Genomic DNA, 21,431 nt, shown 5'->3' with positions numbered 1-21,431 from the left:
CCGGCTACTGACCCGCCTGGCCTTCGGGTTCAAACACGCCGACGCCCTGATCTCCCTCGCACTCCTCGCGCTCGGCGGCTACCGCCCCGAACTACCTGACCGCACCCACACATAGATCAACAGAGCCCAAAAAATGGGAGAAAATCCGTGTCGCTGTCCGCAACGGACGTTCTCGCGCGCCCGGAGGAGGCATCCGGGACGCGGCCGCGTCCGGCCCGGAGACGCCGCCTGCCCGACCTGCGCCGCTGGATCAGTCCGCTCGCGCTGCTCGCCCTGTGGCAGCTGGCCTCCTCGACCGGTGTGCTCTCGCCGGACAAGCTCAGTTCACCGTGGACGGTCCTGCAGGCCGGGATCGAGACCGCGCGCTCCGGCGAGCTGGGCGAGGCGTTCGCCGTGTCGATCGTCCGCGTCGGGCTCGGCTTAGCGTTCGGCGCCGGTGTCGCGCTGGTGCTGGGCGTGGTCGCGGGCCTGTCGCGCTGGGGCGGGGTGCTCATCGACCCGCCGGTGCAGATGCTGCGCACCCTGCCGTTCCTGGGCCTGATCCCGCTGTTCATCCTGTGGTTCGGCATCGGCGAGGAACCGAAGATCGTCCTGGTCGCACTCGGCGTGGCGTTCCCGCTCTACCTCAACATCCACTCCGGTATCCGGGGCGTCGACGACCACCTCGTCGAGGCCACCACGGCGCTCGGCTACACGCGCTGGGAACGGCTGGTCCACGTCGTGCTGCCCTCCGCCGTGCCGCAGACCCTGGTGGGGCTGCGGCAGGCGCTCGGCGTCGCGTGGCTCGCGCTGATCGTCGGCGAGACCGTGAACGCCGACGCCGGCCTGGGCTACCTCATCAACAACGCGCGCGAGTTCCTGCGCACCGACGTGATCGTGGTCGGCCTGATCGTCTACGCCGTGCTCGGTCTGGTCACCGACGCGCTGGTCCGCCTGATCGAACGGAGGGCGCTGCGATGGCGCGGGAACTGATCGCCCGGGTGCACGGCCTGACCAAACGCTTCGGCGACCGCACCGTGCTGTCCGATGTGGACCTCGAAATCGGGCGGGGCGAGTTCGTCGCCCTGCTCGGCCGCAGCGGCTCGGGCAAGTCGACGCTGCTGCGCATCGTCGCCGGGCTGGACACCGCCGTCGACGGCGAGGCCGGCGTCCACGGCGCGGTATCCGTGGCGTTCCAGCGGCCCCGGCTGCTGCCCTGGCGGCGCGTGTGGCGCAACGTCGTCCTCGGCCTGCGCGACCGCGGCCGGGACCGCGCGCTCGCCGAGCGCGCCCTGGCCGAGGTGCGGCGGGCCGATCACGCCGACGCCTGGCCACGCACCCTGTCCGGCGGTGAGGCGCAACGGGTCTCGCTGGCCCGCGCGCTGGTGCGGGAACCGGACCTGCTGCTGCTCGACGAGCCGTTCGGCGCGCTGGACGCCCTGACCCGGCTGGCGATGCACCGGCTGGTCGAGGACCTGTGGACCGAGCACCGGCCCGGCGTGCTGCTGGTGACCCACGACGTGGACGAGGCGCTGCTGCTGGCCGACCGCGTCCTGGTCCTGGGGGAGGGGCGGATCATCGCCGAGCACGTCCTGCACCACCCGCGGCCGCGTGCCGTGTCCGACCACCTCGACGTTCGCGCCAGGGTGCTGGCCGATCTGGGAGTGACCGACCATGCGATTGCCTGGAATCCTCGCCGCCGTCACGGCGCTCGCGCTGAGCCTCACCGCGTGCGGTGGCGGGAGCGAGCCGTCGTCCAGCCCGACGGTGCCGCCGCCGGTGAGCGCGGCCGACCTGGCGAAGGTGACGTTGAAGGTGGGTGACCAGAAGGGCGGTTCGCAGGCCCTGCTCAAGGCCGCCGGGCTGCTGACCGACCTGCCGTACCGGATCGAGTGGTCCACCTTCACCTCCGGCCCGCCGCTGCTGGAGGCCGCCTCGGCCGGCGCGATCGACATCGGCGGGGTCGGCAACACGCCGCCGATCTTCGCCGCGGCCGCGAAGGCGCGGATCTCGATCGTCAGCTCCGCGCAGGGCAACGTCGCCGGCGACGCCCTGCTCGTGCCCGCCGACTCGCCCCTGCGAACCGTCGCGGACCTGCAGGGCAAGACCATCGGCGTGGCCAAGGGCAGCTCGGCACACGGCCAGATCCTGCTGACCCTGGCCAAGAACGGACTGTCCACGAAGGACGTCAAGCTGTCCTTCCTGCAGCCCGCCGACGCCTACGGCGCGTTCACCCAGCGCCAGATCGACGCGTGGGCGGTGTGGGATCCCTACACCTCCCAGGCGAAGCTGGAGACCGGCGCCCGGGTGCTCGCCGACGGGACCGGCACCGCCAACGGCTACACCTTCCAGGTGGCCGGGCACAACGCGCTGTCCGACGCCGGCAAGAACGCCGCCATCCGCGACTACGTGGTGCGGATCGCCAAGGCCCAGCAGTGGGCCGGCACGCACCGCGAGCAGTGGGCGCAGGCCTGGTCCGCCGAGACCGGGCTGAAGCCGGAGGTCACGCTCGCGTCCGTGCAGAACGGACCCGATCTGCCGGTGCCGCTCGACGACACGGTGATCGCCTCCGAACAGCAGCTGGCCGACGCCTTCACCGAGGACAAGGTTCTGCCGGGACGTGTGGACTTCGCCGGGTTCACCGACACCCGGTTCGCCGCCGACCTGGCCGCAGCGAGGGGATGACATGACCATCACACCGCACTGGTTCCTGCCCACCACCGGCGACGGCCGCGCGATCGTCGAACGGTTCCACGCCAACCGCTCGCTCGGCCCGGTCGCCCAGCGCGAACCCACCATCGGCTACCTGGCGCAGATCGCCCGCGCCGCCGAGCAGCTCGGGTTCGCGGGCGTGCTCACCCCGACCGGCACCTGGTGCGAGGACGCCTGGCTGACCACCGCGGCGCTGCTCCGCGAGACCAAACGGCTCAAGTACCTCGTCGCGTTCCGCCCCGGCGTCCTCTCGCCGACCCTGGCCGCCCAGATGGCCGCCACCTACCAGCGGATCTCCGGCGGCCGGCTGCTGCTCAACGTCGTCACCGGCGGCGATTCGATCGAGCAGAAGCGCTTCGGCGACTTCCACGACCACGACCAGCGTTACGCCCGCACCGACGAGTTCCTCACCATCGCGCGCGGCGTGTGGAGCGGGCAGCCGTTCGACTTCACCGGCGAGCACCTGTCGGTCGAGGGCGCGACCGTGCTCGCCCCGCCGGACCCGGTGCCGCCGCTGTACTTCGGCGGCTCGTCCCCGGCGGCGCTCCCGGTCGCGGCGAAGCACGCCGATGTGTACCTGACCTGGGGCGAGCCGCCGGCGCAGGTGGCGGACAAGATCCGGCGCGTGCGGGAGCTGGCGCAGGCGCAGGGGCGGCGGATCCGGTTCGGCATCCGGCTGCACACCCTGTCCCGGGACACCTCGGCCGAGGCGTGGGCGGAGGCGGGCAAGCTGCTGGACGCGCTGAGCCCGGAGCAGGTGGCGAAGGCGCAGGCGCAGCTGGCCGCCAGCGAGTCGGAAGGGCAGCGGCGGATGGTCGCCCTGCACGGCGGCGGCCTGGACCGCGGCGTGCGCGGGCTGGAGATCCACCCGAACCTGTGGGCGGGCATCGGCCTGGTCCGCGGCGGCGCCGGAACGGCGCTGGTGGGCAGCCACAGCGAGGTCGCCGACCTGATCGAGGAGTACCACTCGCTCGGCATCGAGGAGTTCGTGCTGTCCGGGTATCCGCACCTGGAGGAGGCGTACTGGTTCGCCGAGGGCGCGCTGCCGGAGCTGGCGCACCGCGGCCTGCTGCGCGGCACACGCGACCAGCGCGTCACCGCCGCCGCACGGTAAAACCGGGTGAGACGATCCCCGCCACCCGGCAGAATGGCCCGGGTGGCGGGGATCGACGCGGTGGCGGCCGAGACCGGGTTCTCCGGTGTCGTCCGGGTGGACTCCGGTGGCCGCACGTTCGCCCGAGCCTACGGCTTCGCCCACCGCGGGCTGCGGGTGCCCAACACCGTCGGCACCAGCTTCGCCCTGGCCAGCGGCACCAAGGGCCTCACCGCGCTGACGATCGCCGCGCTGGCCGAGCGCGGGGTGCTCGGCCTGGACACCACGGCCCGGTCGCTGCTCGGCGACGACCTGCCGCTGATCGGCGACGAGGTCACCGTCGAACACCTCCTCGCGCACCGCTCCGGCATCGGCGACTACTGCGACGAGGACGCCGACCGGCCCATCACCGATCACATCCTGCCCGTGCCGGTGCACGAGCTGGCCACCACCGAGGACTACCTGCGCGTCCTGGACGGGCATCCGCCGAAGTTCCCGCCCGGGCAGCGGTTCTCCTACTGCAACAGCGGTTACGTGGTGCTCGCCCTCCTCGCCGAACGGGCCGCCGGCCGCCCGTTCGGCGAGCTGGTGCACGACCTGGTGTGCGTGCCCGCGGGCATGACGGACACGGCGTTCCTCCGCTCCGACGAGCCCGCCGCCGGGGTCGCGCTCGGCTACGTCGGCGAGCGGCGGACCAACGTGTTCCACCTGCCCGTGCTCGGCAGTGGCGACGGCGGGATCCACTCGACCGCCGCCGACGTCCACGCCTTCTGGACAGCCTTGTTCGCCGGGCGGATCGTCCCGCTGTCCCGGGTGCGGGACCTGACCGCGCCCCGCAGCCACGTCCCGGCGGAAAACATGCGCTACGGCCTGGGGTTCTGGCTCACCGGGGACGCGGTCCAGCTGGAGGGCCACGACGCCGGCGTGTCCTTCCGGACCGTCCACAGTGGCGCGACGACCTGGACGGTGCTGTCCAACACCTCGGAGGGCGCCTGGCCGGTCGCCCGCCGGATCGGCGAACTCACCGCGTGACCAGCGCCCGCAGGAAGAACGCCAGGTTCGCCGGGCGCTCGGCCAGGCGGCGCATGAAGTAGCCGTACCACTCGTCGCCGTAGGGCACGTACACGCGCATCGTGTGCTGCCGCGCCAGCCGCCGCTGCTCGGCGTCCCGGATGCCGTACAGCATCTGGAACTCCCAGTCCGGGCGGTCCTTCCCGAGTTCCGCGGCGATCGCGATCATCCGCGGATCGTGGGTGGCGACCATCGGGTACCCCTCGCCGTCCATCAGGACCCGCAGGCACCGCACGTAGGACTTGTCCACATCGGACTTGTCCGGGTAGGCGACCGAAGCGGGCTCGGCGTAGGCGCCCTTGCACAGCCGGACCCGCGAACCGGCGTACGCCAGGTCCCGGCAGTCCTGCTCGGTGCGCCGGAGGTAGGCCTGCAGCACCGCGCCGACCCACGGGAAGTCCGCGCGCAGCTCACGCAGCACACCCAGCGTGGCGTCGGTCGTGGTGTGGTCCTCCATGTCCAGCGTGACCGTGGTGCCCGCGGCGGCCGCGGCCTCGCAGATGCGGCGGGCGTTGTCCAGCGCGACGCGGTCGCCGTCGGGCAGGCGCTGCCCGACGGCGGACAGCTTGACCGACACCTCAGCGCCCGCGGCGAGCCCGGAGTCGGCCAGCAGCGCCAGCAGTTCGACGTAGGCCTTCACCGTGGCGGCGGCCATGGCCGCGTCGGTGGTGTCCTCGCCGAGGTGGTCGAGCGTGACGGCCCGGCCGCCGCCGATCAGGCCGGCGGTCACGGCCAGCGCGTCGTCCACCCCGGCACCGGCGACGAAGCGGCGGACCACGGGGCGGGTCATCGGGGACCGCTCGACGAGCGACCGGCAGGCCGGTGACCCGGCCGCGGCGAGCAGTGCGGTGCGCAGCACGGTGATCCTCCTCAGCCCTGGTGCGGGTAGCCGACGGTGGTGGGCGGCACGAACGTCTCCTTGATGGAGCGGGGGCTGACCCAGCGGAGCAGGTTGTGGATCGACCCGGCCTTGTCGTTGGTGCCCGACCCGCGGCCGCCGCCGAAGGGCTGCTGCCCGACCACCGCACCGGTCGGCTTGTCGTTGACGTAGAAGTTGCCCGCCGCGAACCGCAGCTCCTCGGTGGCGTGCGCGATGGCGGCCCGGTCGGTCGCGATGATCGAACCGGTCAGCCCGTACGGCGCGACGCTCTCCATCTGGCGCAGCACGGTGTCGTAGGCGGCGTCGTCGTAGACGTGCACCGCGAGCACCGGCCCGAAGTACTCGGTGGTGAACACCTCGTGCCCGGGGTCGTCCGAGGCGATCACGGTCGGCCGCACGAAGAAGCCCTCGCTGTCGTCGGCGGTGCCGCCGGCGAGGATCTCCAGCCGGTCGTCGGCGCGGGCGCGGTCCAGGACACCGGACAGCCGGTCGAACGAGCGGCGGTCGATGACGGCGCCGAGGAAGTTGCTCAGGTCGGTGACGTCACCCATGGACAGCGACTCGACCTCGGCGAGGAAGTCGTCCTTCAGCCGCGCCCAGACCGACCGCGGCACGTAGGCGCGCGAGGCGGCCGAACACTTCTGGCCCTGGTACTCGAACGCGCCGCGGACCAGCGCGGTGCGCAGCACGTCGAGGTCGGCCGACGGGTGGGCGAGCACGAAGTCCTTGCCGCCGGTCTCGCCGACGATCCGGGGGTAGGTGCGGTAGTTCGCGATGTTCGCCCCGACCTGCGACCACAGGTGCTGGAACGTGCGGGTGGACCCGGTGAAGTGGATGCCGGCGAGGTCCGGCGCGGCGAGGGCGACCTCGGAGACCGCCAGGCCGTCCCCGGGCAGCAGGTTGATCACGCCGGGCGGCAGCCCGGCCTCCTCCAGCAGCCGCATGGTCAGGTGCGCGGCGAAGCTCTGCGTGGGAGACGGTTTCCACAGCACGACGTTGCCCATCAGCGCGGGCGCGGTCGGCAGGTTGCCGGCGATCGCGGTGAAGTTGAACGGGGTGATCGCGTAGACGAACCCCTCCAGCGGCCGGTGGTCGGTGCGGTTCCACACGCCCGGCGAGCTGGCGGGCTGCTCGGCCAGCAGGCGGCGGGCGAAGGCGACGTTGAACCGCCAGAAGTCGGCCAGCTCGCACGCGGAGTCGATCTCGGCCTGGTACACGGTCTTGGACTGGCCGAGCATGGTGGCGGCGTTGAGCTTGGCCCGCCACGGGCCGCTGAGCAGGTCGGCGGCGCGCAGCAGGATCGCGGCGCGGTCGTCGAAGGACAGCTTCCGCCAGGCCGGGGCGGCCTCGCGGGCGGCGGCCAGCGCGTCGCGGGTGTCCTGCTGGGTCGCGGAGCCGAGGGTGCCCAGCACGACGCGGTGGTTGTGCGGCTGGACGACGTCGATCCGCGGCCCGCCACCCATCCGCTGCTCGCCGCCGATGGTCGCGGTCAGCTCGATCGGTTCCTTCGCCAGTTCGGCGAGCGCGGCCTGCACCTCGGCGCGTTCCGGGCTGCCCGGCGCGTACTGCAGAACCGGCTCGTTGGCCGGGGTGGGAACGGTGGTCACGGCGTCCACGGCTGCTCCTCCTCGTCGTCGGATGTCTCAACGCTAGGAAGATCGCGGGCGCCGGTTTTTGTCGGTTCGGCCAATCCTGGGACTAGTGTTCGTCCCGTGGCACAACTGCGGCAGGTCCTGATCGCGCTCGGTGATCCGCTGGTCGAGGTGGAGGTCGCTCCGGACGGCCTGGCGGGCGAGGTCTCCGACGTCGTGGTGCTCGAACCGGACGACACGCCGGAGCTGCGACCCGGCGACCTGGCGCTGGTGATCGGCGCGCGCGGGCGGGCGGCGGTGCCGCTGATCCGGGCCGCCGGGCGGCAGGGCGCGGCGGCGGTGGCGGTCAAGGTGGAGTCCGATTCGGCGTTGCCGCTGCTGCGGAACGCGGCGATCGACGCCGGGACCGCGCTGCTGGCCGTCGCCGCCGACGTGCGGTGGGAGCAGCTGGCCGCGCTGGTGCGCGGGGTGCTGGAAACCGCCCGGGGCGCGGCGGACGAGGACGCGGGGGAGACGCTGGGGGACCTGTTCTCGCTGGCCCAGACGATCGCCGCGCTGACCGGCGGGATCGTGAGCATCGAGGACACCGCGAGCCGCGTGCTGGCGTACTCGAGGTCCGACGACGAGGTGGACGAGCTGCGCCGGTTGTCGATCCTGGGCCGTCAGGGGCCGGCGCCGTACCTGAAGATGCTGCACGAGTGGGGCGTCTACCAGCGGTTGCGGGCCACCGAGGAGGTCGTGCGCATCGAGGAGCGGCCGGACCTGGGCATCCGCACGCGCCTGGCGATCGGGGTGCACGCGGGCGGGCGGCCGCTCGGGTCGATCTGGGTGCAGGAGGGTGCGGCGCCGCTGGCTTCGCGCGCGGAGCAGGCACTGGTGGGCGCGGCCCGGGTGGCGGCGCTGCACCTGGTCCGGCGGCGCAGCGCGGCGGGCGCCCGGTTCCGGGAGAACCTGCTGGCCGGGATGCTGGAGGGGCGCAGCGACCCGGTCTCGGTGGCGCGGCAGATCGGGGCCGATCCGGCGAAGCCGGCCGCGGTGGTGGCCTTCGCGCCGCGCGGGGCCGAGCCGGTGGACCGCACGGAGCTGGAGCTGCGGCGGTCCGCGCTGGCGTCGGTGATCTCGGTGCACGCGGCGGCCTACCGGCGCAGCGCGCTGGTGACCCAGCTCGGCGGCCGGACGTACGTGTTCCTGCCCGATCTGCCCGCCGGGGTGTCGTTGCTGGACCTGACGCGCGAGATGGTGGCCTCGGCGGGGACGCCGGTGCGGGCGGCGATCGGCCGGGTGGTGCCGGGGGTGGAGGACGTGGGGGTGTCGCGGCAGGAGGCGGACCGGGTGCTGGACGCGATGGCCCGCGGGCTGGACCTGGAGGTGGCGACGCTGGCGGACGTCCGGTCGCAGGTCCTGGTCAGCGAGACGCTCGCGGTGCTGGCCGAGCAGCCGCGCCTGCGCGACCCGCGGCTGACGGAGTTGCGCTCGCGGCACCCGGACCTGGCGTCGTCACTGCTGGCGTACCTGGACGCGCTGGGCGACGTCCGCTCGGCAGCCGCGAAGCTGCACGTGCACCCGAACACGCTGCGCTACCGCGTGCGGCGAGCGGGCGAGGTGGCGGGACTCGACCTGGGCGATCCACTGGTGCGGCTGTTCGCGGCGCTGCAGTTGCGGCTGCCGCCGGGCGTATAACGGCCTATACCGCGCCGCCGTGAAGCTCCGGCTGATCGTCCGCTCCCGATCCTGGAGATCCGACGGCACGAGCACGAGCCCGGCCTTGCCGGGCACGAACTTCGTCTCAGCGATCACCTCAGCGGCGAGACAGTCGTCAAGATCGCAATCGCAACGCGGCACTGCCTCCGCGCCCGGAAAGCGCTTTCCTCCTCAGCGGTAGCGGCCCGCCGAGCGGATGGCCGCCAGCACGGCCGTCAGGCTCGGCAGCCAGCGCTGGTGCGGGTCCGGCGCCACGATCCACCGCGCGAGGTCGGCGGGGCCGTGGGTGCCGGGCAGCGGGATCGACGTGCCCGCCGTCAGCACCCGCACGTCGCTGGGGAGGAACTCGGCGTCGCTGCCCAGGATGTCGGCCTCGACCAGGAAGATGACCACCGAACCGTGCTTGGTGGGCACGCTCAGCGCGGGCCCGCGGCAGCCCTGGCGCGCCAGGTTCTCCAGCACCTGCTCGGCCCGGGCCCGCGGCACGGCGACCGCGCCGATGCCGGCCCCGATCACGAAGTTCAGGGTGCCGTTCTGCCAGTGGACCGGCCAGCCGAACGTGCGGCGGTAGTCCATGGGCGTGCTGGCCGGACGCTTGGTGCCCAGGTCGTGATCGACGCTCATCACGAGCCCCCTTCCCGGTGAGGCGGGGCACCAGAGCCACAGTGCCCGAGATCGGTGGTGGATGACTGTGATGCTAATGGCACTGCGTGCCCTTAGCAAGCCCGGCCTGTTAGGTTCGGCCTCATGTCCGACGAGTCCCGGTCCGCGCCGCGACCGCGGGTGGGCAGGACCACCGCGGGGCGCAGGCGGCTGCGCCACGCCCTCACCGTGGCGGCGATCGAGAAGTTCTCCGAGCAGGGGTACGACGCCACCACGGTCGACGAGATCGCCTCGGCCGCGGGCGTGGGGCGGCGCACCTTCTTCCGGTACTTCCGGTCGAAGGAGGACGCGATCTTCCCGAACCACGAGGAGGTCCTCGGCCGGATCGAGCAGCTCTTCGCCACCGCTGACGACCGGCAGAACCCCCTCGAGGTGGCGTGCGCCGGCGTCGGGCTGGTGCTGGACTCCTACCTCGCCGACCCGGACGTCTCGGTCAAGCGGTTCGCGCTCACCCGCACCGTGCCCTCGTTGCGGGACAAGGAGGTCGCCAGCGTCGACCGCTACCAGCGCGTGCTCGCGACCTACCTGCGCGCGCGGTTCCAGGCCGCCGGGGACCCGCTGTGGGACCTGCGCGGCTCGGTCGCCGCGGCGGCGGTCGCGGCCGCGCACAACCACGTCCTGCGCCGGTGGCTGCGCAGCGGCGGCACGGAGGACGCGCACGCCCACGCCAAGGAGGCGTTCGCGCTGGTGATCGACGCCTTCGCGGACGCGCCCCCGCCCCGGTCCGCCGGCGACGACGAGTCGGTGATCGCGGTCCTCAAGGCCTCCGCCCCGCTGTCCGAAGTGGTCCGCCAGATCAGCCGGGCCCTCCGGCGCGACGGCTGAGATGGCACGGGGTGCCACTCCGCGGGGAAGTGGCACCCCGTGCCACTAGCAACTTCACAAGCACGAAACTCACGCACGAGCGCGGAACTCGCGCCCCTGAGCGCGGAACTCGCGCACCTGAGCGTGGAACTCGCGCACCTGAGCGTGGAACTCGCGCACGCCGCGAGTCCCACGTTCCCGCCCGCGAGTTCCACGTTCCCGCCGGCGAGTTCCACTTTCCGGCGCGCGAGTTCCACTTTCCGGCGCGCGAGTTCCGCGCTCGGCGGCTCACTCCTCGGGAGCGAGCCAGAGCACCCCGTTCGGCGGGAGCTGCAGCACCGCCGACGCCGGCTGGCCGTGCCACGGCTCCGGCTCGGCCTCCACGGCCCCGAGGTTGCCCACCCCGGACCCGCCGTAGACCTCCGCGTCGGTGTTGACCACCTCGCGCCACCGGCCCGCCACCGGCAGCCCGACCCGGTAGTCGTGGTGCGGCATCCCGGCGAAGTTCGCCACGCACGCCAGCCGCGAGCCGTCCTCGCCGAGGCGCAGGAAGCTCAGCACGTTGCCGGCCGAGTCGTTCGCGTCGATCCACGCGAAGCCCTCCGGCGTGGTGTCCGCGCTGAACAACGCGGGCAGCGACGCGTACACCGAGTTCAGGTCGCGCATCAGCTTCTGGATCCCGCCGTGCAGCGGCTGCTCCAGCAGGTGCCAGTCCAGCGACCGCTCCTCCGACCACTCCTGCTGCTGCCCGAACTCGCCGCCCATGAACAGCAGCTGCTTGCCCGGGTGCGCCCACATGAACGCCAGCAGCGACCGCACCCCGGCCGCCTTGTTCCAGTCGTCGCCGGGCATCCGCCCCCACAGCGAGCCCTTGCCGTGCACCACCTCGTCGTGCGACAGCGGCAGCACGAAGTTCTCGCTCCACGCGTACACCAGCGAGAACGTCATCTCGTTGTGGTGGTAGGACCGGTGCACCGGATCGTGCGCCAGGTAGTGCAGCGTGTCGTGCATCCAGCCCATGTTCCACTTGAACCCGAACCCGAGCCCGCCCAGGTGCGTCGGCCGCGTGACACCCGGCCACGCCGTCGACTCCTCGGCGATCATCACCACGCCCGGGTGTCGCTTGTAGACGGTCGCGTTCAGCTCCTGCAGGAACCGCACCGCGTCCAGGTTCTCCCGGCCGCCGTACTGGTTGGGCACCCACTGGCCCTCCGGCCGCGAGTAGTCCAGGTACAGCATCGAGGCGACCGCGTCCACGCGCAGACCGTCCAGGTGGTACTCCTCCAGCCAGAACAGCGCGTTGGCGACCAGGAAGTTGCGCACCTCGTTGCGGCCGAAGTCGAACACGTAGGTGCCCCAGTCCGGCTGCTCGCCGCGGCGCGGGTCGGCGTGCTCGTACAGCGGGGTGCCGTCGAACCGCGCCAGCGCCCAGTTGTCCTTCGGGAAGTGGGCCGGCACCCAGTCCACGATCACGCCGATGCCGCGCTGGTGCAGCCGGTCCACGAAGAACCGGAAGTCGTCCGGGTGCCCGAACCGCGCGGTCGGCGCGTAGTAGGAGGTGACCTGGTAACCCCACGACCCGCCGAACGGATGCTCGGCGATCGGCAGCAGCTCGACGTGCGTGAACCCCATGTCCTGCACGTAGTCGGCCAGTTCCTCGGCCAGCTCGCGGTAGCCCAGCCCGGGCCGCCACGACCCGAGGTGCACCTCGTACACGCTCATCGGCGCGTTGGCCCAGTTCGTCGCGTTGCGCCGGGCCAGCCACTCGTCGTCGGACCACTCGTAGGCCGACGCGGTGACCACGGACGCGGTCGCGGGCGGTTTCTCCGTCGCGAACGCCATCGGGTCGGCCTTCTCGTGCCACTGGCCGTCGGCGCCGAGGATGCGGAACTTGTAGTGCGTCCCGATCTCCACGCCCGGGATGAACAGCTCCCACACCCCGGACGAGCCCAGCGACCGCATCGGGTGCGACCGGCCGTCCCACCCGTTGAAGTCGCCGATCACCCGCACCCCGCGCGCGGTGGGCGCCCACACCGCGAACGACGTGCCGGTGACGACCCCGCCGGGCGTGTCGTAGGAGCGCGGGTGCGCGCCGAGCACGTCCCACAGCCGCTCGTGCCTGCCCTCGCCGATCAGGTGCCGGTCCAGCTCGCCGACCGTGGGCAGCCACCGGTACGGGTCGTCGATCACGCACACGTGCCCGTCGTAGTCGACCTCCAGCCGGTAGTCGCCGGGGTGCTCGGGCACCGTTCCGGCCCACAACCCGTCCACGACGCGTTCCAGGTCGGACTTGTGGTCGGCGGCGATCACGCTCACCCGGCGCGCGCCTGGCCGCAGCGCCCGCACCACCACCGACTCGCCCGCGGTGTGCACACCGAGGACCGAGTGCGGGTCGTGGTGCGAGCCGGCCAGCAGCCGGTCGATGTCGCCGGGCGGCGGGGCCGCTTCGGGCAGCTCGGCTGGGACCGCGTTCACGGTTGTTCGCCTCCTGCGGTGATCCGGGCGATGGACGCCAGCGGCACGGTCAGCCATTCCGGCCGGTTGGCGTGTTCGTAGGCCACCTCGTAGACGGCCTTGTCGAGCTCGAAGGCGCGCAGCAGGTCGCTGTGCGCGCGCGGGTCGCCGACCGTCTCCGGCGCGGCCTTGGCGTAGCCGTCGCAGAACGCCGACCGGTTGCGCCGCGCCCACTCCAGCGCCCGCTCGGTCAGCCGCGGATCGTCCTCGTCGTGGCCGATCAGCATCTGGTGCGCCGCGTAGTCGAACGAGCGCAGCATCCCGGCGACGTCCCGCAGTGGTGAGCGCAGCGCCACCCGCTCGGCCGCCGGCGCGGCCGGCTCGCCCTCGAAGTCGATCAGCAGCCACCCGGTGACGGTGCGCAGCACCTGCCCCAGGTGCAGGTCACCGTGGATGAACTGCATGGACACCGGCCCGCGCGTCTCGCGCACCTTCTCGAACGCGGCGCGCAGCGCGGGGGTGTATTCGGCCAGCTGGGGCACCGCACGGCTGACGGTGTCCAATCGATCCCGCATCGCCTTGACCGTGCGGTCGAACTCGCCCTCGTCGGCGATCTCGTCGCCGAGGGCCCGCCGCAGGTCGCTGTGCACGGAGGCGACAGCCTGGCCGAGCCGCTGCGCCTCCCCGGCGAAATCGCCGCCCACCTCGTCGGGGGGCAGCTCGGGATCGGCCATGAGGTCACGGACGCTGGTGGTGGCCATGGCCCAGCCGTCCACCGCGTCGGGCACGAACTTCTGCAGCATGCCGATCGTGACCGGCTCACCGCCGAGGTCGCCGGTGATCGAGCCGAGCAGTTCGGCGATGTGCTTGCAGCCCACCTCGTGCAGCGCCCGGTGCAGCCGCAGGTCCGGGTTCTCGCCGGGGGTGAGCTTGCGGAACAGCTTGAGGATGTAGTGGTGACCGAACACGAGCGAGGTGTTGCTCTGCTCCGCGCCCACCGGCCGGGCCCGCAGGCCGCCGCGCAGCTCCGTGCCGGGTTCGCGCGCGAACCGCAGCGAGCCGATCCGCGCCTGTTCGGCGACGAGGTCGAGCAGCTTGCTGGTCAGGTCGGCGTCACCAGTGGCCTCGTAGCAGGGCAGCCCCTTCTCGGTGCCGATCCAGCTCGACCCGAGGTACTCCGGCAGGTGGGCCTGGCTCCCGATGAGGAGCTGGTACGGCTCGCGCCGGTCGTCCTGCTCCACCTCCACGACGAGGTGGAGCAGGAGCGGGTCGCCCGGCATCAGGACCGTCGTGCTCAGCGGGCGCACCGCGGTGATCGGGCGGTCCTTCCCGGCGAACCACCGCTGCGTGGGCAGCCACTCCGGCAGTTCGGTCACCAGCGCGCCGACCAGCTCACGGGGATCGGTCAAATCACTCACCTCGCCTCGCCTTCGCGTCCGCGTCCAGCAGCTGGAACCAGTAGAAGCCGTGCCCCGGCAACGTCAGCAGGTAAGGCAGTTCCCCGATGTCGGGGAACTGAACACCGCCGGTGAGCTCCAGGGGCGTGTAGCCGTGATGCTCCGACAGGTCCAGCTCGACCGGCTGCGGGAATCGCGACAGATTGTTCACACACAGGACGATGTCGAGCCGCCCGTCCGGCCGGATCCAGGTGCGCTTGTAGGCCAGCACGCTCGGGTTGGACCCGCCGAGCTCGACGAAGTCGCCCTCGGCGAACGCGTGGTGCTGCTTGCGGACCTCGATCATCCGCCGCGTCCAGTTGAGCAGCGACGACGCGCTGTCCCGCTGGGCCTCGACGTTGATCGCCTGGTACCCGTAGACCGGGTCCATGATCACCGGCAGGTAGATCCGGCCCGGGTCGCAACCCGAGAAACCGGCGTTGCGATCGGGCGTCCACTGCATGGGTGTACGCACCGCGTCGCGGTCACCCAGCCAGATGTTGTCGCCCATTCCGATCTCGTCACCGTAGTACAGAACGGGTGAGCCGGGCAGGGACAGCAGCAAAGCCGTGAACAATTCGAGCTGGTTGCGGTCGTTCTCCAGCAGCGGCGCCAGGCGGCGGCGGATGCCGATGTTGGCCTTCATCCGCGGGTCCTTGGCGTACTCCGCGTACATGTAGTCGCGCTCTTCGTCGCTGACCATCTCCAGGGTCAGCTCGTCGTGGTTGCGCAGGAAGATGCCCCACTGGCAGCCGTCCGGGATCTTCGGCGTCTGCGCGAGGATCTCCGAGATCGGGAAGCGGGACTCCCGGCGCACGGCCATGAAGATGCGTGGCATCAGCGGGAAGTGGAACGCCATGTGGCACTCGTCGCCGCCGGTGGCCGGGTCGCCGAAGTACTCCACCACGTCGGAGGGCCACTGGTTGGCCTCGGCCAGCAGGACCCGGCCCGGGTACTCGTCGTCGACGACCTTGCGGCAGCGCTTGAGGAACTCGTGCGTGCGCGGCAGGTTCTCGCAGTTGGTGCCCTCCTGTTCGAACAGGTAGGGGACCGCGTCCAGGCGGAACCCGTCGATGCCCAGGTCCAGCCAGAACCGCAGGACGTCGAGCATCGCCTCCTGCACGTCCGGGTTCTCGTAGTTGAGGTCGGGCTGGTGGGCGAAGAAGCGGTGCCAGTAGAACTGGCCGCGCACCGGGTCGTAGGTCCAGTTCGAGGTTTCGGTGTCGACGAAGATGATGCGCGCGTCGGCGTAGCGCGAGTCGTCGTCGCTCCAGACGTAGTAGTCGCCGTAGGGCCCGTCGGGGTCGGACCGGGACTGCTGGAACCACGGGTGGGAGTCGGAGGTGTGGTTGAGGACGAGGTCGGTGATCACCCGGATGCCGCGCCGGTGGGCCTCGTCGAGGAGGTAGACGAAGTCCTCGACCGTGCCGAACTCCGGCAGCACGGCGCGGAAGTCGCTGATGTCGTAGCCGCCGTCGCGCAGCGGCGAGGCGTAGAAGGGGGGCAGCCAGAGGCAGTCCACGCCGAGCCACTCGATGTAGTCGAGACGGCTCGCCAGGCCGCGCAGGTCGCCGGTGCCGTCGCCGTTGGAGTCGGTGAACGCGCGCACCAGCACCTCGTAGAACACCGCGCCCTTGTACCAGTGCGGGTTGGCCGGCGCCTGCTTCGCGGATTTGAAGTCGTCGGCCTGCGGCTCGACGAGCATCCCGTCCGCGGTCATCGCCTCACCGGTGTGCGGGATGCCCTCCAGACCGAGCGCCGCGTCCGGCCGGGCGTCTTCGTCCATGAACTCCACCTCTCCCCACCTCATCCGGGTGCGTTCGACTACCCCGGCGCCGGTCGGTGCGCGGGGTGCTGCGGGAAACTCTGTTGTCGGGCCGGCGCGGATCAGTCCCGGCCGGCCAGGCGGCGCTGGACGCCGACGATGTGCGCGACCGACCGCCACGGTTCGAGGCGCACGTAGTTGGCCTGGCCCCAGTCCCAGGTCTCGGCGGTGACCTCGTCGTGCGCGATCAGCCGCTCGTGCCAGTCGAAACCGAGCGCGGGCAGGTCGAGCCAGAGGGTCCCCTCCTGCGCCTCGCGCGGGTCCAGGGTGACCACCACGACGACGGTGTCGCCCGTCGCCGGATCCTGCTTGGAATACGCGATCAGCGCCGGGTTGTCCACGTGGTGGAACCGCAGGGTGCGCATCTGCTGCAGGGCCGGGTGGGCGCGGCGCACCGCGTTCAGCTTCGTCAGCCACGGTTCCAGCGAGCGGCCCTCGGCCAGGGCCTGGTCGAAGTCGCGCGGGCGCAGCTCGTACTTCTCCGAGTGCAGGTACTCCTCGCTGCCCTCCCGCACCGGCTCGTGCTCGTACAGCTCGTAGCCGGAGTAGACGCCCCAGGTCGGCGACAGCGTCGCGGCAAGCGCGGCGCGCAGCGCGAACATGCCCGGGCCGCCCTTCTGCAGCGATTCGTGGAGGATGTCCGGGGTGTTGACGAACAGGTTGGGCCTGCCGACGTCCCAGTGCTCGACCAGGTCGACGCCGAACTCGGTGAGCTCCTCCTTCGTCGTGCGCCAGGTGAAGTAGGTGTAGGACTGGGTGAAGCCGAGCTTGGCCAGCCCCCACAGCCGGGCCGGGCGGGTGAACGCCTCGGACAGGAACAGCACGTCCGGGTGCGCGTCCTTCACGGTCTTGATCAGCCAGGCCCAGAAGTCCGGCGGCTTGGTGTGCGGGTTGTCCACCCGGAAGATGCGGACCCCGTGCGAGACCCAGTGCAGCACGACCCGCAGGACCTCGGCGTAGATGCCCTCGGGGTCGTTGTCGAAGTTGATCGGGTAGATGTCCTGGTACTTCTTCGGCGGGTTCTCCGCGTAGGCGATGGTGCCGTCCGGGCGGGTGGTGAAGAACTCCGGGTTCTTCAGCACCCACGGGTGGTCGGGGGCGGCCTGCAGCGCCAGGTCGAGCGCCACTTCGAGGCCGAGCTCGTTGGCGCGGGCGACGAAGTCGTCGAAGTCGTCGATGGTGCCCAGCTGCGGGTGGACGGCGTCGTGGCCGCCCTCGTCGGAGCCGATGGCCCACGGCGAGCCGACGTCGGTCTCGTCCGGGGTGAGGGTGTTGTTGCGCCCCTTGCGGTTGACGCGGCCGATCGGGTGGATCGGGGGCAGGTAGACGACGTCGAAACCCATCCGCGCGATGCGGTCCAGGGCCTTCGCCGCGGTCTGGAAGGTGCCGTGCACCGGGCGGCCCTGGGCGTTCCAGCCGCCGGTGGAGCGGGGGAAGAACTCGTACCAGGACCCGAAGGCGGCGCGTTCCCGGTCGACCCAGATGCGCATCGGCTTGCCCTTGGTGACCAGCTCGCGCACCGGGTACTCGTGCATGATCCGGTCGATGTCGGCGGACAGCGCGGGGCCGACGCGTTCGGAGAGGTAGCGGTCGGCGTCGCGCAGGGCGTGCGCGGCGCTGGCGAGCAGGGCCCGCTCGCGGCGGCGGTCCGGGCGGCGGGAGACGCGGTCCAGCAGGCGGGCGCCGGTTTCCAGGTCGTTGGCCAGCTCGGTGGCGTCCTGACCCGCGGCCACCTTGACCTTGACGGCGTGCTTCCAGGTCGACCAGGGGTCGCTCCACGCGTCGACGCGGAAGGTCCACAGCCCTTCGGCGTCCGGGACGATGACCGCGCCGAAGCGGTCCAGACCAGTGCCCTGCTCGGTCATCCGGGTGCGGCGGGAGATGCGGTCGTGCGGGCCGCGCCAGGACACGGTGGCGGCGACCGCGTCATGACCCTCCCGCCAGACCGTCGCCGAGATCGGAACGTGTTCCCCCACCACGGCTTTCGACGGGTGGTGGCCACAGCTGACCGCTGGGGTCACGTCGTCGATGCCGAGCCGGCCGGTCATCGGCAGCGCCCCTCTCACAGTGTTGTCGAATGTGCAGCGTCCGGGGACGTACAGGTCTTCGGAAGGGAGTACCCCGCTGCGAACGTGCGCAAACTACCGCCTTGGGTGTCACTCTCCGTCGGCGGGCCACGTGTGTCCAGTGTGGTCATCGACTGGTAACCCAGGCGTCACGGCCTGGTTCGCTGGGGTGCGTTCCTCGCGCACTTTCGACCCTTCAACGGTGTTCAGGCAAGTCGGATAACCCCAACGGGCGTCAGCTCGAAAGGGCTTGCTGCGTCTGGGATCGGGGTGCCCCGGGGTACTCGCGGGTAACCGCGGGGACGCTGGTCTGTTCCGGTGGTCGTGCCGGGGTGAGGGAGGGCGCCGATCACGCTCCGCGATGGGAGGGGCGGTCGCGGGAGGGATCTTCTCGGCGGTGAGGGCGCCGCGAAGCTACGCGGCTACGCGGCTCGTGGCTGCGGTGCTGCGCGGCTACTGGGCTGAGCGGCTGTGGGGCTGCAGGGCTGCGCGCCTGCGGCGCAGCGCCGGCGTGCTGGACGCTTTCTCACTCGGGCACCTGGCGAGCAACTCGGCTGGGCCGCTGTGCCGCGCCCCGCCGCACCCGGACGCTTCTCCTGGGCGCTCGTCCGGGGCGGCCGCCGTGGCTGAGGCCCGCGAGGGGCGCGCCCGATCGCGCCCCAGTGCCGCGGCTGAGGCCGGGAAGCGCCGCGCCCGCTGCGCTGGCGCTGTCGCGCCCGCTGCGCTGGCGCTGTCGCGCCCGCTGCGCTGGCGCTGTCGCGCCCGCTGCGCTGGCGCTGTCGCGCCCGCTGCGCTGGCGCTGTCGCGCCCGCTGCGCTGGCGCTGTCGCGCCCGCTGCTCCTCCCGGCCTACTGCGGCGTGATGTCCCGCGGCGCGCGGAGCAGCAACAGCGCCCGCGCGGGCATCGTCAGCCTGCTGCCCGCCGTCAGCGCCCCCGGGGTGGCGGGGCTGCCGTCGGGCGTGGTGGTGTCCAGCGTCGGCTTCAGGGTCTCGCCGAATTCGGGGCCCGGCAGCGTCACCTTCGCCGGCTCGTCGCCGGAGTGGAGGATCAGCAGCCAGGAGTGGTCGGCGATCAGCTCGCCCTCCCGGGTGCGGGACTGGCTGTTCGACCCGTCGATCCACATCATCAGCGTGCGGCGGCCGCCGTCGAACCAGTCCTCCTCCGTCATCTCCTCGCCGTCGGGGCGGAACCAGATCAGGTCGGGGCGCCCGGTGGGCGTGGTGCGGCCCTCGAAGAACTCCGGCTGCCTCAGCGCGGGGCTCGCCGCGCGCAGGTGCACCAGCCGGCGCGTGAAGGCCAGCATCGCGGTCGCGTCGGGGTCGCCGGACCAGTCCAGCCACGACGTCTCGTCGTCCAGGCAGTAGGCGTTGTTGTTGCCGCCCTGCGTGCGCCACAGCTCGTCACCCGCGACGAGCATCGGTGTGCCCGTCGACAGGAGCAGCGTGGCGAGCAGGTTGCGCGCCTGCCGGGCCCGCAGCGCGCGGATCTCCGGGTCGGCGGTCTCGCCCTCGGCGCCGTGGTTCCACGAGCGGTTGTCGTTGGTGCCGTCTCGGTTGTCCTCGCCGTTGGCCTCGTTGTGCTTGTCGTTGTAGGACACCAGGTCGCGCAGCGTGAAGCCGTCGTGGGCGGTGATGAAGTTGATCGACTGCCACGGGCGGCGCAGGTTGTGGTCGTACAGGTCCGAGGACCCGGACAGCCGGAACGCCAGGTCGTCCACGCCGACCGCGCCGCGCCAGAAGTCGCGCACCGTGTCGCGGTAGCGGCCGTTCCACTCCGCCCACTGCGCGCCGAAGTCGCCGACGCGGTAGCCGTGCCCGGTCACGTCCCACGGCTCGGCGATCAGCTTGCACCGGGACAGCACCGGGTCGGTGGTGATCGCGGTCAGCAGCGCCGAGTCGCGGTCGAACACGCCGCCGCCGGGGCGGCCGAGGGTGCTGGCGAGGTCGAACCGGAACCCGTCGACCCCCATCTCGGTCGCCCAGTACCGCAGCGAGTCGGTGACCAGGCGGATCACCGTCGGCGAGCGCGGCTCCAGCGTGTTGCCGCAGCCGGTCAGGTCGATGACGTTGCCGCGGCCGGCGTGCAGGTAGTAGGCGGGGGCGTCCAGGCCGCGGAAGGACAGCGTCGGCCCGTCCAGGCCGCCCTCGCAGGTGTGGTTGAAGACCACGTCGAGGATGACCTCGATGTTGGCCGCGTGCAGGGCGGCGACCATGGTGCGGAACTCGGCGACCTCGCGGCCCGGTTCGCTGGCGTAGCCGGCGTGCGGCGCGAAGTAGCCCAGAGGCGAGTAGCCCCAGTAGTTCTTGCGCCCGGTGCGCACCAGGTACGGCTCCTCGGTGAACCAGTGCACCGGCAGCAGCTCCACGGCGGTGACCCCGAGCCGCACCAGGTGCTCGATCGCCGCCGGGTGGGCCAGGCCCAGGTAGGTGCCGCGCAGGTTCGGCGGGATCTCCGGGTGGCGCTGCGTGAAACCCTTGACGTGCATCTCGTAGATGACCGACTCCTCGAACGGCACCTCCGGCTTCACGCCGGTGTCCGGCCCGCCGTGCGAGGTGACCACCGACAGCGGCACGCTGCCCAGCGAGTCGACCTTGGAACGCCGGGGGTGCATCGGGTCGCCCGCGTAGCCCAGGGCCGCGGTCAGGTCGGTGAGGCCGCCGGTGATGCGGGTGGCGTACGGGTCGACGAGGATCTTGTCCGGGTTGCAGCGCAGGCCGCGCGACGGGTCGTAGGGGCCGTGGACCCGGTAGCCGTACTTCTGGCCGGACGTCACGCCCGGCACCAGGCCGTGCCACACGCCGAAGGTGCGCTCGGTCAGCTCGACGCGGCGTTCGGAACCGTCCTCGCTGATCAGGCACACCTCCACGGCGTCGGCGACGGTGGAGGTGACGGCGAACCGGACGCCCCCGCCCTCGGGGTGGGCGCCCAGGGGGAAGGGACGCCCGGCGAGGACGAGGTTGCCGGGGGCGGGTCGGATGGCCATGTCCCGATTGTCCCAGGACCCCCCGACAATTCCGTCACCGCCGAACGGTGTTGATCAGGCGCGGGTGGCCGGCCGGGTGGTGACGGGGCGTGGGGGCGGCTGGGGTGCGCGGGGATGTTCGCGCAGGTCGGTGGCGCCTTCTGCGGGGAGGGGTGGCGGGCTGGCCAGGCC

General features: G+C 72.1%; 14 protein-coding genes and 1 pseudogene. 7 read left to right on the top strand and 8 right to left on the bottom strand.

Features of this window, described 5'->3' with window-relative positions; translation table 11 throughout:
• Positions 1 to 147: 147 nt before the first annotated feature.
• From D0D15_RS30775 to D0D15_RS30755, 5 genes and pseudogenes are all read left to right on the top strand, one after another.
• Positions 148 to 972 carry an ABC transporter permease gene (locus tag D0D15_RS30775; RefSeq protein ID WP_094006943.1) on the top strand — a complete coding sequence of 275 codons (825 nt, stop codon included), beginning with the start codon at positions 148 to 150 and terminating at the stop codon, positions 970 to 972.
• Positions 957 to 1,664: pseudogene (locus D0D15_RS30770) on the top strand (ABC transporter ATP-binding protein); the annotation flags it as partial. The gene D0D15_RS30775 and the pseudogene D0D15_RS30770, both read left to right, overlap by 16 nt.
• 94 nt (positions 1,665 to 1,758) lie before the next feature.
• Positions 1,759 to 2,664, top strand: coding sequence for an ABC transporter substrate-binding protein (locus D0D15_RS30765; protein ID WP_425266823.1), 906 nt, complete (start codon positions 1,759 to 1,761; stop codon positions 2,662 to 2,664).
• Between the two features lies 1 nt (position 2,665).
• Entirely contained in the window at positions 2,666 to 3,805 is a 1,140-nt protein-coding gene (locus D0D15_RS30760; protein WP_094006946.1) for an LLM class flavin-dependent oxidoreductase, read from the top strand.
• A 42-nt stretch (positions 3,806 to 3,847) separates the two neighbouring features.
• Positions 3,848 to 4,816 (top strand): serine hydrolase domain-containing protein, encoded by a 969-nt coding sequence (locus D0D15_RS30755; RefSeq protein ID WP_094007145.1) that lies wholly within the window; start codon positions 3,848 to 3,850, stop codon positions 4,814 to 4,816.
• Here D0D15_RS30755 and D0D15_RS30750 read toward each other — a convergent pair.
• The gene (locus tag D0D15_RS30750; protein WP_094006948.1) at positions 4,806 to 5,714 is read right to left on the bottom strand and encodes a proline dehydrogenase family protein; all 909 of its coding nucleotides are present in this window, start codon (positions 5,712 to 5,714) and stop codon (positions 4,806 to 4,808) included. The two genes, D0D15_RS30755 and D0D15_RS30750, sit on opposite strands and share 11 nt — an antisense overlap.
• Before the next feature lie 11 nt (positions 5,715 to 5,725).
• Positions 5,726 to 7,351: an L-glutamate gamma-semialdehyde dehydrogenase gene (gene pruA / locus D0D15_RS30745; RefSeq protein WP_094006950.1), complete on the bottom strand. Its 1,626-nt coding sequence runs from the start codon at positions 7,349 to 7,351 to the stop codon at positions 5,726 to 5,728.
• Between the two features lie 96 nt (positions 7,352 to 7,447).
• Between pruA and D0D15_RS30740 the strand changes: the two genes are divergently transcribed.
• Entirely contained in the window at positions 7,448 to 9,007 is a 1,560-nt protein-coding gene (locus D0D15_RS30740) for a PucR family transcriptional regulator (protein ID WP_094006952.1), read from the top strand.
• 192 nt (positions 9,008 to 9,199) lie between these two features.
• Here D0D15_RS30740 and D0D15_RS30735 read toward each other — a convergent pair whose 3' ends face one another.
• Positions 9,200 to 9,652, bottom strand: coding sequence for a hypothetical protein (locus tag D0D15_RS30735; RefSeq protein WP_094006954.1), 453 nt, complete (start codon positions 9,650 to 9,652; stop codon positions 9,200 to 9,202).
• 123 nt (positions 9,653 to 9,775) lie between these two features.
• On the opposite strand from D0D15_RS30735, the gene D0D15_RS30730 reads away from it, so the two are divergent.
• Positions 9,776 to 10,516, top strand: coding sequence for a TetR family transcriptional regulator (locus D0D15_RS30730; protein ID WP_094006956.1), 741 nt, complete (start codon positions 9,776 to 9,778; stop codon positions 10,514 to 10,516).
• 267 nt (positions 10,517 to 10,783) lie between these two features.
• Here the strand turns inward: D0D15_RS30730 and glgB are convergent, their stop codons facing one another.
• The 5 genes from glgB to glgX form a co-directional block, all read right to left on the bottom strand.
• Positions 10,784 to 12,970 carry a 1,4-alpha-glucan branching protein GlgB gene (gene glgB / locus D0D15_RS30725; protein ID WP_094006958.1) on the bottom strand — a complete coding sequence of 729 codons (2,187 nt, stop codon included), beginning with the start codon at positions 12,968 to 12,970 and terminating at the stop codon, positions 10,784 to 10,786.
• Positions 12,967 to 14,358: a maltokinase N-terminal cap-like domain-containing protein gene (locus D0D15_RS30720; protein WP_094006960.1), complete on the bottom strand. Its 1,392-nt coding sequence runs from the start codon at positions 14,356 to 14,358 to the stop codon at positions 12,967 to 12,969. Before D0D15_RS30720 ends, glgB begins: the two co-directional genes overlap by 4 nt.
• Position 14,359: 1 nt before the next feature.
• On the bottom strand, positions 14,360 to 16,171 hold the full coding sequence (gene treS, locus D0D15_RS30715) for a maltose alpha-D-glucosyltransferase (RefSeq protein WP_094007146.1): 1,812 nt from the start codon (positions 16,169 to 16,171) through the stop codon (positions 14,360 to 14,362).
• A 101-nt stretch (positions 16,172 to 16,272) separates the two neighbouring features.
• Complete coding sequence (locus tag D0D15_RS30710; RefSeq protein WP_094006962.1) at positions 16,273 to 18,258, bottom strand: maltotransferase domain-containing protein; 1,986 nt, start codon at positions 18,256 to 18,258, stop codon at positions 16,273 to 16,275.
• 866 nt (positions 18,259 to 19,124) lie between these two features.
• Positions 19,125 to 21,260 carry a glycogen debranching protein GlgX gene (gene glgX / locus D0D15_RS30705; RefSeq protein WP_094006963.1) on the bottom strand — a complete coding sequence of 712 codons (2,136 nt, stop codon included), beginning with the start codon at positions 21,258 to 21,260 and terminating at the stop codon, positions 19,125 to 19,127.
• Positions 21,261 to 21,431: the final 171 nt, after the last annotated feature.

It is taken from the genome of Amycolatopsis thermalba (assembly GCF_003385215.1).
Lineage (GTDB): Bacteria > Actinomycetota > Actinomycetes > Mycobacteriales > Pseudonocardiaceae > Amycolatopsis_E > Amycolatopsis_E thermalba.
Note: the sequence above shows the minus strand (reverse complement) of the source record. Positions and strands in the feature narration are given on the sequence as shown.

Coding starts and splice junctions, on each gene's coding strand:
- D0D15_RS30735 (WP_094006954.1), bottom strand. CDS start 9,652: ATGAGCGTCGATCACGACCTGGGCACCAAGCGTCCGGCCAGCACGCCC.
- glgX (WP_094006963.1), bottom strand. CDS start 21,260: ATGGCCATCCGACCCGCCCCCGGCAACCTCGTCCTCGCCGGGCGTCCC.
- D0D15_RS30760 (WP_094006946.1), top strand. CDS start 2,666: ATGACCATCACACCGCACTGGTTCCTGCCCACCACCGGCGACGGCCGC.
- D0D15_RS30710 (WP_094006962.1), bottom strand. CDS start 18,258: ATGACCGGCCGGCTCGGCATCGACGACGTGACCCCAGCGGTCAGCTGT.
- D0D15_RS30730 (WP_094006956.1), top strand. CDS start 9,776: ATGTCCGACGAGTCCCGGTCCGCGCCGCGACCGCGGGTGGGCAGGACC.
- treS (WP_094007146.1), bottom strand. CDS start 16,171: ATGGACGAAGACGCCCGGCCGGACGCGGCGCTCGGTCTGGAGGGCATC.